We start from the raw sequence: 13,585 nt of genomic DNA, 5'->3' as shown, positions 1-13,585 counted from the left end.
AAACGAGGTAAAATACAGAACTTCGCTTGTTTCTAAATCGTTACCCATCAAGAAACAAATCTTTGCAAACTATTCAAATTCAGCGATAAAGACAATTCGTAATGTCTTCCGATATGCCACGTGATATGCTTGGTGATGCCACAACGCTTGGCGACGGCACGGATTCCGTACAGGCAGGTCATGTAGTGCGGCACGGGGAATATCCTCCCGTCCCCGCACAGACCCCGGTATTTGTCGATGATGCGCTTGGCTATGTCAAGCAGCCGGATATTGGAAACGACACCTGTTTTCTGGCGGTTGATGTTTATCCACTCATGTTCGTCGAAATAGGTGCGGATATTCTCTTCCGTCAGGTTGCGCATGTCGGCGAACGACAGGCCCGTGAATGCGCAGAACAGGTATAAATCACGGTATAGCTCCTGCTTGGCGTTCTTCAGCCTGCCCTCCATCAGCAGCCGGATTTCCTCTTTCGTCAGGAAGCTGCGGGTCGTTTCTTCCTTCTTGATTTCATACTCCCTGAACGGGTCGCGCGTGAGCCACTCGTTGTTGATGGCGATGAACACCATCGTCCGGAGCGGGCAGACATACAGCCACACGGTATTGGTGCAGCAGTGCTTGTCCGTGCGCAGGAACATCTCGAAGTCGGAGATGAAAGCGGGCGTAAGCTCTTTCAGGGCGATGTCCTTCACGCGGTAGCGGATGGTGAGGAACTCTTGCAGGTGCTTGTAAACGGTCTTGTATTTCAAGAGCGTGCCTTTGGCTTTCATGCCTGCCTCCACCTGTTTCTCGTAGTCTTCGTTGTGCTGGCGAAATACCTGCATCAACGTGTGATAACGGTGTTCAAGTCCGAGAAAGGCGTTCTTGACCTTTTCCGCTGTGACGAAGTTGTCACGCTCCATGATTTCCTGATAATGTCCGTTGATGCGCACACGCATCCTGTCGAGCATGCGGTTCGTTTCGAGTGCCGCCGCGCTTCTGCCCGTGACACGTCCCCCTTTGGTGTCCCACTGCTTGGGATCGACGGTCAGTTTGCAACTGAACTGCGTCTGGCTGCCGTCCACCGTGATGCGTCCCATGACGGGCACTGTCCCGTCCTTTTTCACTACCTGACGTTTGAGGTAGAAAAATCCTCGATAGAAGCCACACGAAGCCAACGGAGGACAATTATTTAACAGATAGTGATTTATGCGGTATTTCTCATAGCTTTGCAGAATAGGCAAAAAAGCAAAATTACGCGGATTGTAGAAATAGTTAGGTTTCCAAATCGTAACCCCGACAAACCTGCATTTTTAACAACCCAATACTGATTTTGCGCTGTTCTGCAGAGGTTTGCTTTCAGCCATTTGGCGCATGTGAAACTAATTTTGCAACCAAAAAAGCAGACAGTATGAGAGCGACATTCAAAGTGCTGTTCTTCGTGAACAGGAGCAAGGAGAAAAACGGTATTGTTCCCATCATGGGACGGGTGACAATCAACGGGACGCAGGCGCAGTTCAGCTGCAAGTATTCCGTAGCGGTGGAGTTATGGGACACCAAAGCCAACAAGGTGAAAGGAAAAAGCAAGGAGGCTCGGGACATCAACTTTGCCCTTGACAACATCAAGGCGCAAATCATCAAGCACTACCAACGCATTTCCGACCGTGAGGCTTTCGTGACGGCGGAAATGGTACGCAATGCTTATCAGGGCATCGGTACGGAGTATGAAACGCTGCTCCGTGCCTTCGACAAGCATAATGCAGACTTCGCCAGACGTGTGGGCAAGGACAGGACAAAGGAAACCTTATACAAGCATACCATATCCCGCACCCATGTGGCTAACTTCATCAAGTATTACTACAAGCGGAACGACATCGGCATGAACGAACTCACAGAGGATTTTCTGAACCAGTACTGCATCTATCTCCGCAATGAAGTGGGTGTGCAACAATCCACAATCAGACTGTATTGTGCTCCGCTGAGGTCTATCGTGACCCATGCACACAAGAATGGTCTGATACCGAGAGACCCGTTTGCCAACTGTTATGTCAGCGGCGGCACAAAGGAGCGAGAATTTCTAACGGAGAAAGAAGTGCAGACGCTCATGTCGCACCGTTTCGATGACCCTGCAATGACGGTTGTCAGGGATGTTTTCATCTTCGGATGCCTGACGGGAATATCGTTCATCGACATCAAGAACCTCACTACCGACAACCTTGTCACTATAAACGGCAGCCTGTGGATTTCATCGGTACGGCAAAAGACGAATATCCCCTTCCGTGTGAAGCTGATGGAGAGTGCATGTAAAATCATAGACCGTTACGAACCGTTCCGCAGAGGAAAACGCCTGTTCAATTTCTATCGGAACGGCTGGACGAATGTTCTGCTGAAACAGATTGCAGCGGAATGTGGGATAAACAAGCATCTGACCTTCCACATGAGCCGCCACTCGTATGCGGTGATGGCTATTTCGAACGGTATGCCGATAGAGAGCGTGAGCAAGGTGCTGGGGCATACGAAGATTACCACCACACAGCATTACGCCAAGATAACCACGGAAAAGCTGGACAAGGATTTTTCCATGCTGGAAAGCAAAATTAGCGACAAGATGAAACTTGTATGAACTTGAAAGCATGAGTATGGAAAGAGTTATCATAACCACAACAGAATATGGTAAGGTAATACTGCCTGATATACCGAATGAAAATGTTTGGATGTCTGAACCGGAATTGGTGGAGCTGTTCGGGGTAATCGCCCCGACACTCCGTGCCGCTGTCAGAGCCGTGTATAAAAGCGGTGTCCTGAAAGAATACGAGGTGCAGAAATATGTTTGCTTGGAAAACGGTTGTTATGCCGATGTGTTCGGCTTTCCAATGATAGCGGCACTCGCTTTCCGTATCAACAGCTTAGGTGCGGAACAGGTGCGCAAAGCCATATTTGAAAGGCTGTACTTGCGAAAAGAGAAAACAAGCATCTTCTTTTCGCTGGTATCCAACAATATGGATTCATTTAATTATCAGGCGTAAAGCCTATTAAGATGGCGACATGAAGTAGTTAAATCTATGTGTATTCCCATTGTCAATAATGTATTTATACGGATAACCACATAGGTGTGTTGCCATTCATTCGTATTAATGTATTTATATTCAGTCCCGAAGAATCAACTGTTTCAGACCTGCTTCTTCGGGATTTTTTGTTTTTACATCTGTTTTCAACCACGAACCATTGATTTTCCTGTCTCGATTCGCTTTTTTCTGCGTTCTGCTGCGTTTTGCTTAACAGGCTGTACGATAATTGATTATACTTTTGTGGCTGACATTTTATCAAACTAAAATCGAATAATATGACAGCCAAAGAAGAAAAAGACAGCCAGCGACCGCCATCGGACAGCGTCATGGCAAAGGAGGAGTTTATCCGTGTGGGTACGACCCTCTACAAGTTAGTGAACCAGCCCCGACTGAACGGAGGCTATGTGAAGAAGCGTATCGTATGGAACAACGAGACGCTGCGGCAGGACTATGGCAGGGACTATCTCGCTACGGTGCCGAAGTATGACGGCTTCTGCACCGTACCCGAACACGCCAGGTATCAGCCTGTAATCGGCAAGTTCCTGAACCTCTATGAGCCGATAGACCACAGACCGGAAGAGGGCGATTTCACGCATATCCAATCTTTGGTACGGCACATCTTCGGGGAACAGTACGAATTGGGCATGGACTACTTGCAGCTGCTCTATCTGCATCCCGTCCAGAAGTTGCCCATCCTGCTGTTGGTATCGGAGGAGCGCAACACCGGCAAAAGCACGTTCCTTAACTTTCTGAAAGCCCTGTTTCAAAACAATGTCACATTCAACACCAACGAGGATTTCCGCAGCCAGTTCAATTCAGACTGGGCAGGCAAGCTGCTTATCCTCGTGGACGAGGTGCTGCTCAACCGCAGGGAAGACAGCGAGCGGTTGAAGAATCTCAGCACCACGCTCTCCTACAAGATGGAAGCCAAAGGCAAAGACCGTGACGAGATAGCTTTCTTTGCCAAATTCGTGTTGTGTTCCAACAATGAGTATCTGCCAGTCATCATCGACGCAGGGGAAACACGTTATTGGGTGCGTAAGATAGACCGCCTGCAGTCCGATGATACCGACTTCCTGCAAAAGCTGAAAGCGGAGATACCCGCCTTTCTCCATTTCCTGCAACGCAGAAACCTATCCACCGAAAAAGAGAGCCGTATGTGGTTTGCTCCATCGCTTCTGCATACCGAAGCCTTGCGTAAGATTATCCGCAGCAACCGCAATCGGTTGGAGATAGAGATACACGAACTTATCCTTGACATCATGGAAAGTGTCGGCACAGACACATTTTCCTTCTGCCCGAATGATATTCTTGTGCTGTTGGTAAACACGCAGGTCAAAGCGGAAAAGCACCAAGTGAGAAAGGTATTGCAGGAGTGCTGGAAACTGACGCCTGCGCCCAACGGTCTGACATATACCACCTACCAGTTGAACTACAATCGGGAATGTCGGTATGAGCCGATAAGGAGGGTGGGACGCTATTACACCATCACAAGGGAACAGCTTGAATCTCTGTAATTCTATTATTTTTTTGTTGAATTGATGAATAGGAATATAACTATGCTGATAACAAGTGATATACACTCTCAACAAAATCTCAACACTCCAAAAGAGGAGTTGAGGATAACACACCGTCCGACTGTTGATTTCTCTTTTGGCGAGTGGTTTGTTGAGAAGCCGTTGAGGAAGTATAATACTGTATATAAGGATATTAAACTATCCATTCATCAAATCAACGTTTTTCCAACCATCATCAACCCCACTATAATACTAAACCAATTAAAAGACTGAAATATGAACATCCAAGATGCAAAACAAATCAAGATTGCAGACTACCTGCAAAGTCTGGGCTACTCGCCCGTGAAACAGCAAAGCGGCAGCCTGTGGTATAAATCCCCGTTCCGCCGGGAAACGGAAGCATCGTTCAAGGTGAACACCGACCGTAACCTGTGGTTCGATTACGGGCTGGGTAGAGGCGGCAACATCATCACTTTGGCACAGGAACTATATGGCTCGGATTATGTTCCCTATTTGCTCGACAGGATTGCGGAACAGGCACCGCACATCCGACCTGTATCTTTCTCTTTTCGCCGGCAACCATACGAGCCGAGTTTCCAACATTTGGAGGTACGGGAACTTTCGCATCCGGCATTACTGCGCTACTTGCAGGAACGTGGGATAAACACAGCTCTTGCAAAGCCGGAGTGCAAGGAACTGCATTTTATCAACAACGGCAAGCCTTATTTCGCTATCGGCTTCCCTAATGTGGCAGGAGGCTACGAGGTGCGCAACCGATTCTTCAAAGGCTGCATAGCACCGAAGGACATCAGCCATATCCGGCAGCGGGGAGAGCGGCGAGAAAAATGCCTCGTGTTCGAGGGCATGACGGACTATCTTTCATTTCTCACGTTACGGATGAAGAACTGCCCGACCATGCCTGACCTTGACAGGCAGGATTACGTTGTCCTCAATTCGGTTTCCAATGTTTCCAAAGCCATAGATACGCTGCACGGATATGAGCGCATCCACTGCCTGCTCGACAATGACGAGGCAGGGATAAGGGCATATCAGGAACTGAGAAAAGAGTTTTCCGGACGCCTCCGTGACTTCTCCGACAATTACAGGGGCTACAAGGATTTGAACGATTAACTGTGCGGTAAGCCTTTGTCCCAATCGGCAGAGCCGATGAAGCAGGAGCCGCAAGTCCAATCCGCAAGGCGGATAATGCAGCCACCGAAGAAGCGAGGGCTGAAAATGTAGGGAGAGGGACTCAGCAGCCACACGGATATTTACCGGCGGAAAATACCATAGCTTATTAGGGAATTTTCCGAACCGCATTGCAAGCAACGCTGAAAATTCCCCAATAAGCCAAAGAGGTTGCACCTCTCTGGACTCTCCCGACCAACGGCAGAAGCCGTACAAAAGCAATCATCAATCATTGTTTCACAAACTAAAAAAGAAGTCATATATGGGCTACGCAGTATTACACATGGAGAAAACAAGCGGAACGGATGCCGCCATGTCAGCGCACATAGAGCGCACCATCCGACCGAAGAATGCGGATGCAGGCAGGACGCATCTCAATCGGGAATTGATAAGTTTTCCTGACGGTATTGAAAACAGGACACAGGCTATACAGCACCGGTTGGACACCGCAGGACTGACACGCAAAATCGGCAACAATCAAGTGAGGGCAATCCGTATCCTGCTTACGGGAACCCACGAGGATATGGAACGTATCACCAATGATGGGAGGCTTGATGAATGGTGCAGCGACAATCTGAAATACCTCGCTGACACATTCGGCAAGGAGAATATCGTGTCGGCAGTCCTGCACATGGACGAGCAGACACCGCACATACATGCTACACTTGTTCCCATTGTCAGAGGAGAACGCAAACGCAAGAAGAAGGAGGAACAGGTGAAGATGCGATACCGCAAGAAACCGACAGACACAGTCCGATTGTGTGCCGATGATATAATGACACGTACCAAACTCAAATCCTATCAGGACACATACGCCCAAGCCATGAGCAGATACGGATTGCAACGTGGCATAGACGGTTCTGAAGCAAAGCACATTTCCACACGGCAGTATTATCGTGATTTGGTGCAACAGACAGAGCAGTTACAGACAGATATAGAGCAACTTCAAGACCGCAGGGAAACGGCACAGGAGGAACTCAGACGGGCGAAAAGGGAGATACAGACTGAAAAGCTGAAAGGTGCGGCAACAACCGCAGCTGCCAACATCGCCGAGAGTGTCGGCTCTCTTTTCGGCAGCAATAAAGTCAGGACATTGGAGAGGGGGAACAGGAATCTGCATGAGCGTATATTTGAGCTTGAAGAAGAAGCCCGACAAAGGGAACAGCAACAGGCAAAGCGCATACAGGAGATAACGGATGCATATGAACAGCGGCATCGCAAGCTGTCAGAGTTCGTGAATTTCGTCAAACGCTATTTCCCGTATGTTGAAAAGCTGATGCCGACAATAAAGTTCTTGCGTGACACTCTGAATTTTGGCGATGGGCTTATCAGGAAACTGTGTGCATTCAAGGACGTTTCAATTAAAGGCGACCTTTATTCTCCCGAGTTCAGGCAGCACTTTAAGGCTGACGGTGCGGTTTGCTCTCTCAAACAGAATACGGAAGGTAATTTCGATTTCAAGATAGACGGAGTTTCGCATGTAAGTTGGTTCAGACGCAGGAAAGATGAGTTTATGGAAGCGTTGGGATTGCCGACAAGGAAACAAAACAGGGGTATTCAGTTGTAAATCAAATAAAGTCCGTGATAGTTGAATGCCATATCACGGATTTTTTGTACTTTTGCACTTGGATTGAGGTGACTCTTTCCAAGACATATTGCTCAATAGCTTCACAATCACCACCGCAAGTAAAAGAGCAAATCATCAATATTGGGACTGCACCCATACGGGCGCAGGCATCCCATATTTGATGATGGTTTGTGGTGAACCGTGAAGCGTATGGCGTATGTCTGCGCTTTTTTGTAACTAAAAAACAAAGAATATGAGAAGAATATTATTAGGAGCTTTGCTCGTTACATTGTTTGCATCATGCAGCAAATCGCTGGAAGATAAGGCGAACACATTGATAGAAGAGGATATAAAGAAAACATTGTATCATCCTGAAACGTACGACCCGGCGGAAACTCAGGTTGATAGCGCATTTACTCCTTTTGATGATCCTGTATTTTATGAAAAAACAATACAATTATGCAAAATAGGGATGTCTATTGATGAATATGACAGAAAGATGAAGAGTGCAAAATCTTCAATGTCTATTTGGAGCGGACCATACCAATCTGCTTATAGCAAGAATGAATATCAAGAAGCAAAAGATGAATATGACGAGAACGCACAGAATAAAAAAAATGCGGAGAAAAAAGCAAAGAAACTTGCAGACGAACTGAAAACCATGCTGGATAAAGAACAGTTGTTTATAGGTTTTAAAGCTCGACATCGTTTTCGTGCCAACAACAATGCTGGGCAAATCGTTTTCGGGGAAATGAAGTATCTGTTTGACAAGGACATGAACAAGATTGTAGCATCATACGACATGGATGATGACGAATATAAGACCGTGCAAATTGTTTATAAGCAGATGCTTGGCGAAGATGTTCAGATTGAGGGCGAAAATTTCGATGATGACGAAGTATTGGAAGAATAAAAGTTGTACAATAAGATGATACACACGTTTTACGATGTTTTGTCGGATGTCATATAACTTTGCATTGTAAAATCAAAACTGTTAATATGACAAACAAAAGAACTATAGGAGAACTCATAGAAAATGAAGTTCGCAAACAACAAATTCCGATTACTGAATTTGCTAAGATGATTTGCTGCCAAAGAAATAATGTTTATGACATTTTTAAACGCAGCAAAATGGATATTGCTCAGTTGAAGCAAATTTCAAAAGTACTGAACCGCAATTTCTTTAAGGAACTTGCCGAGGATGTGGAACTGATAAACGACAGCAAAGAATCTGAAGAAGAGGTAATGAAGCAAAAAGCTGTATCGCAGTTCTTAAATGTCGTACCAGATATACTGCGCAAATTAGGAAAGTCTTCAGCTATAGTTTTCAGTAAATTAGATGAACCTGGATATGAGGATTGCCCTACACCTGATTTTGGATTGTCTGACTATTTTATTACTTTCACTATAGGTGAAACCCTAAAAGAGCGTATAGGTAATTGCGCTGCACTTCCGATAGCTCCTGCCTTTAGCGATGATGGCTGTATGGTAGAAGTATGCACTAATGTTGTTTATAGGTCAGTATGTGTAAATGTAAAATTGGATTATAAAACAGCCGATGAATGGTACAAATTTTTAGCTTTTGCATTTGAAACTTATACAAGATTTGGGAGGAAATAAACAATGAATATACATTCTATTCTGAATGATTATACGGAAATAAAAGAATGTTCTTATAAAGGAGAACATTATTCCGTTCGTGATAACGGAGCTGTATTACGCCATGCACGAGAAGGAAAGCGTATAAGGAAAGATGATAATACGTGGACTTTCGGAAAGCCAAATGAGAATACTGGATATATGGAAATTGGGACAGAACGGGTACATCGAATTGTGGCTTTCGCTTTTCTTGGCGAACCTCCCACACCTCAGCACATCGTTGATCACATTGATACCAACCGCAGGAACAACAGACCTCAAAACCTCAGATGGCTGACAAAGTTAGAAAATGCGTTGAACAATCCGATAACAAGAAAGAAAATAGAATATCTTTGTGGGAGCATTGAGGCTTTTGTGAATGACCCTTCAATAATACAGGAGTTTGTCGATGACAATCCAAATTATGAATGGATGAGAACCGTAACACCGGAAGAAGCAAAAGCCTCTTACGAAAGATTGTGCGCCTGGGCAGAAACAAAAAATAATGAGAAATCTTTAGGCGGAGCTATTGGAGAATGGATTTATACTCCTTATGGAAGGGAAGAGAAGAAATCTCCTTTTGAGAGAGAACAACATAATATAAATGTAACTTCGGAACAAATTGGCAATATGATTAGTATTGATTCGCACACAGATAGCCTGACCGAATCATTAACACCTAATGCCATGCAAAGATATTGGCGTACACCAACAGAATTCCCACTCTGTCCTTCTGAAGTTGGAGATAGGCCACTGACCACTTATCTGAACAACTTGAAAAAAGGTGCTGTCATAACTAAAAATCAATATGCCACACATTTTATAGATGATTTTGCATCATGTAATGATAATCGCCTTGTGATAATCACACATGCAGATGATGGAATAAAGAAGTTCTCAATGATTACTATAACATTTGAGGACGGGAAATACGTGCATGAAGGAACAACGTTCTTTGAGGAACAAGGTGCGCAAAAGGCTCTTACTTTGGCTCAGGGACTTAAATGGGAAGGTGAAGACGGAATAGATGATTATTGTTAATAGACATGATATGAAAAGACTATTTATCATAAGTGCTTTCTTGATGATGTTTTACACATTATACGCACAAACTGTTACAGACTCTGCAACAGTTGTTAGAAGTGTTGATGAAGTTGCAAGATATAAACTATATCCGACAACTAATATGTGGACATTTCTGAAACTTGATACAAGGAATGGTCGTATTTGGCAAGTGCAATGGTCGTTTGAAGATGACAAACGTTTTGAAACAGCACTATCTTTATATTCAGTTGTATGGAAAGACGAAGAAGTCAATGGACGCTTTATTTTATATCCAACAACCAATAATTATAATTTCATCATGCTTGACCAAATTAATGGAAAAACATACCAAGTGCAATGGTCTCAAGAACCTGATAAAAGAATCATCGTGCCAATTGAATGATATATCCAATTATAAAAAAACAGTTAATTATTGGATAACAAAATCCATCCAGCAAATAGTGAGAAACAAATAATAGGGAATTCGAAACAGTTAAATACAGTCAAAGTTTAGCTGACTGAAAGAATTTTTTGATTACATTTTGTATTTTTGCACAGTTAAAGCGTTATTTGAAAAAAGCAAGACTGAGAAATCCGATGAAATCTGCAAGTTGGCAAATCGTAACCCGACAGAGCGTAACATTAATGTAAATTACTCAACGTCAGCACATAATTTGGTGTCAAGCTCTTTTGAGGTAGTAGATTACTGAAAATGTACTCTTCATCGTCCTTAATTTTTTAGGTTCAAAATTAGTTGGTGAAGAGTCCGTTGCCGGTACGCAAAACGGGGAGGAACGGCGCAATCTTTTTTCGTAACCGGATTTGTTGCGTGAGTTGTCAGTAATTCACTAACCCTTAACGCCTTGTTTCGCCATCCGTGTCCGTCTGTCGCCCTTTCGGACATGGTTACGGATAAGTAACGTAGCGGCGTCCTGATTTGGCTTCAGCGGTGATTGCAATGGCTTCACGAATAATCGGAAGCACGACTGAAACCACTGTAACTCAATTCTATCGCTATATCTTTCCGCATTTCACTTTTTTGTAGTAACTTTGCAAAGAAATTTGTATAATGCTAGAAATTCATAAGAAAGAAAGGGATATTTCTAAATAAATGACACGAGAATCACTTTCTATTCATGTTAATTAAATGGATATTCATAATCTAACTATGAATATAAAACACAAAAACGGATAAATTATATTATTAATTTAATAGCTATATCATGAAGAAAAAAAGCGTTTGGGCTTTGGCTTTAGCGACGATGCTGGTGTGGGTTGGAAAACCTGCGGAAGCGGCTGAGAAAGAGACTTTTGATCCAGTGGAGTATGTGAACCCATTAATGGGTACACAGTCTACCTTTGAGTTGTCTACAGGAAATACCTATCCAGCGATCGCTCGTCCGTGGGGTATGAATTTCTGGACTCCTCAGACAGGTAAGATGGGAGATGGATGGCAGTATGTATATACGGCAAACAAGATCCGTGGTTTTAAACAAACCCATCAACCAAGTCCGTGGATCAATGATTATGGACAATTCGCAATCATGCCGGTGGTTGGTAAACCAGAGTTCGACCAAGATAAACGTGCGAGCTGGTTCTCTCACAAAGGAGAGATCGCCAAGGCTTATTATTATAAGGTATATTTGGCGGAGCATGATGTGGTGACGGAATTAACTCCGACAGATCGTGCGGCTATGTTTCGTTTCACATTCCCGGAGAATGATCATTCATACATCGTTGTGGATGCCTTGAATAAGGGCTCTTATATCAAGGTTATTCCGGAGGAAAATAAGATCATCGGTTATTCAACGAAGAATAGCGGTGGGGTTCCCGATAATTTCAAGAATTACTTTGTGATTGAGTTTGATAAACCTTTCACGTACGAAGCTACATTTGCCGACGCTTCCTTGAAGGAGGGTACGAAAGAACAAACGAGTGATCATGTAGGAGCCGTTATCGGTTTCAAGACGAAGAAAGGTGAGATCGTCCACGCTAAGGTGGCTTCCTCATTTATTAGCTTTGATCAGGCCGCTATCAATATGAAGGAATTAGGTAACGATAACTTTGATACCTTGGTTCAGAAAGGTAAGGATGTTTGGAATGAGCATCTGAGCAAGATCGAGGTTGAAGGGGGAGATTTGGATCAATACCGTACTTTCTATTCTTGCTTTTATCGTTCATTGTTGTTCCCTCGTAAGTTCTATGAGATCAACGCTCAAGGCGAGGTGGTTCATTACAGTCCGTATAATGGTGAGGTATTACTGGGTTATATGTTTACCGATACCGGCTTTTGGGATACGTTCCGTAGTTTGTTCCCATTCTTGAACTTGATGTTCCCGTCTGTAAACAAGGAAATGCAAGAGGGCTTGATTAATACGTATAAGGAAAGCGGCTTCTTCCCGGAATGGGCAAGTCCGGGCCATCGTGGTTGTATGATCGGTAATAACTCGGCATCTATCTTGGTAGACGCTTATATGAAAGGCGTGAAAGTTGACGATTTGGAGACTCTATATAAAGGTTTGATTCATGGTACGGAAAATGTTCATCCGAAGATCTCCTCTACAGGACGTCTGGGGCATGAATATTATAATAAGTTAGGATATGTTCCTTACGATGTGAAGATTAACGAGAATGCTGCCCGTACATTAGAATATGCTTACAATGACTGGTGTATCTGGCAGATCGCTAAACAACTAGGCCGTCCGAAAAAGGAGTTGGAATTATATGCCCGTCGTGCGTTGAACTATAAGAACCTGTACGACAAGGAAACCAAGTTGATGCGTGGCAAGAATGAGAATGGCGAGTTCATGGCTCCGTTCTCTCCGCTGAAATGGGGTGACGCTTTCACGGAAGGTAATAGCTGGCACTATTCATGGTCTGTATTCCACGATCCTCAGGGATTGATCGACTTGATGGGCGGTAAGGATTCATTTGTGATGATGCTTGACTCCGTATTTGCTGTACCGCCTTTGTTCGATGATAGCTACTACGGTGGTGTGATCCACGAGATCCGCGAGATGACCGTGATGAATATGGGTAACTACGCTCACGGTAACCAGCCGATCCAGCATATGATTTATTTATACAACTATGCGGGTCAACCTTGGAAGGCTCAATATTGGTTGCGTCAAGTAATGAATAAGATGTATACTCCGGGTCCGGATGGTTATTGCGGTGATGAGGATAATGGCCAGACTTCCGCTTGGTATGTATTCTCAGCGTTAGGATTCTATCCGGTCGCTCCGGGTACGACCCAATATGTGTTGGGTGCTCCGTTGTTCAAGAAGGTTACGATCCATTTTGAGAATGGAAACAACTTGGTGATCAATGCCCCGAACAACAGCGATAAAAATATCTATATCGAATCCATGACGTTCAACGGCAAGAACTACACTAAGAATTATCTGGATCATAACGATTTGTTTAAGGGTGGCGTGATCGACTTCAAGATGGGTGACAAGCCGAATATGAATCGTGGTATTAATCCGGAGGATATGCCTTACTCATTCTCCGTAAACGAGGAAGGGATCAATAAACTTTCCCCTATTTCAGTAAAACCTAGTAAAAAGAAGAAATAAGCAATTAAG

At 44.2% G+C, this 13,585-nt stretch carries 10 protein-coding genes and 1 pseudogene; 10 read left to right on the top strand and 1 reads right to left on the bottom strand.

The window, feature by feature from the left end; all coding sequences use genetic code 11:
* Window positions 1–47: 47 nt before the first annotated feature.
* Window positions 48–1,154 (bottom strand): site-specific integrase, encoded by a 1,107-nt coding sequence (locus E5342_RS14490; protein ID WP_432707222.1) that lies wholly within the window; start codon window positions 1,152–1,154, stop codon window positions 48–50.
* Window positions 1,155–1,387: 233 nt separating this feature from the next.
* Between E5342_RS14490 and E5342_RS14485 the strand changes: the two genes are divergently transcribed.
* From E5342_RS14485 to E5342_RS14435, 10 genes and pseudogenes are all read left to right on the top strand, one after another.
* Complete coding sequence (locus E5342_RS14485; RefSeq protein WP_135959647.1) at window positions 1,388–2,599, top strand: site-specific integrase; 1,212 nt, start codon at window positions 1,388–1,390, stop codon at window positions 2,597–2,599.
* A 10-nt stretch (window positions 2,600–2,609) separates the two neighbouring features.
* On the top strand, window positions 2,610–3,002 hold the full coding sequence (locus E5342_RS14480; RefSeq protein ID WP_005783298.1) for a hypothetical protein: 393 nt from the start codon (window positions 2,610–2,612) through the stop codon (window positions 3,000–3,002).
* 317 nt (window positions 3,003–3,319) lie between these two features.
* On the top strand, window positions 3,320–4,561 hold the full coding sequence (locus tag E5342_RS14475; protein WP_016271898.1) for a primase-helicase family protein: 1,242 nt from the start codon (window positions 3,320–3,322) through the stop codon (window positions 4,559–4,561).
* A gap of 276 nt (window positions 4,562–4,837) precedes the next feature.
* Window positions 4,838–5,803: pseudogene (locus tag E5342_RS14465) on the top strand (toprim domain-containing protein).
* A 208-nt stretch (window positions 5,804–6,011) separates the two neighbouring features.
* Window positions 6,012–7,316: a MobV family relaxase gene (gene mobV, locus E5342_RS14460; RefSeq protein ID WP_135959646.1), complete on the top strand. Its 1,305-nt coding sequence runs from the start codon at window positions 6,012–6,014 to the stop codon at window positions 7,314–7,316.
* A gap of 253 nt (window positions 7,317–7,569) precedes the next feature.
* Complete coding sequence (locus E5342_RS14455; RefSeq protein WP_005783287.1) at window positions 7,570–8,229, top strand: hypothetical protein; 660 nt, start codon at window positions 7,570–7,572, stop codon at window positions 8,227–8,229.
* An 86-nt stretch (window positions 8,230–8,315) separates the two neighbouring features.
* The gene (locus tag E5342_RS14450; RefSeq protein WP_117969125.1) at window positions 8,316–8,936 is read left to right on the top strand and encodes a hypothetical protein; all 621 of its coding nucleotides are present in this window, start codon (window positions 8,316–8,318) and stop codon (window positions 8,934–8,936) included.
* Window positions 8,937–8,939: 3 nt separating this feature from the next.
* On the top strand, window positions 8,940–9,995 hold the full coding sequence (locus E5342_RS14445) for an HNH endonuclease signature motif containing protein (RefSeq protein WP_005783283.1): 1,056 nt from the start codon (window positions 8,940–8,942) through the stop codon (window positions 9,993–9,995).
* Window positions 9,996–10,005: 10 nt separating this feature from the next.
* Window positions 10,006–10,401: a hypothetical protein gene (locus E5342_RS14440; RefSeq protein WP_032541981.1), complete on the top strand. Its 396-nt coding sequence runs from the start codon at window positions 10,006–10,008 to the stop codon at window positions 10,399–10,401.
* Window positions 10,402–11,221: 820 nt separating this feature from the next.
* The gene (locus tag E5342_RS14435; protein WP_135959645.1) at window positions 11,222–13,576 is read left to right on the top strand and encodes a GH92 family glycosyl hydrolase; all 2,355 of its coding nucleotides are present in this window, start codon (window positions 11,222–11,224) and stop codon (window positions 13,574–13,576) included.
* The last annotated feature ends 9 nt before the right edge of the window (window positions 13,577–13,585 follow it).

The sequence above is a fragment of the Parabacteroides distasonis genome, from assembly GCF_004793765.1.
GTDB lineage: Bacteria > Bacteroidota > Bacteroidia > Bacteroidales > Tannerellaceae > Parabacteroides > Parabacteroides distasonis_A.
The sequence above is the reverse complement of the archived record's forward strand: the minus strand, read 5'-3'. Positions and strand labels throughout refer to the sequence as shown.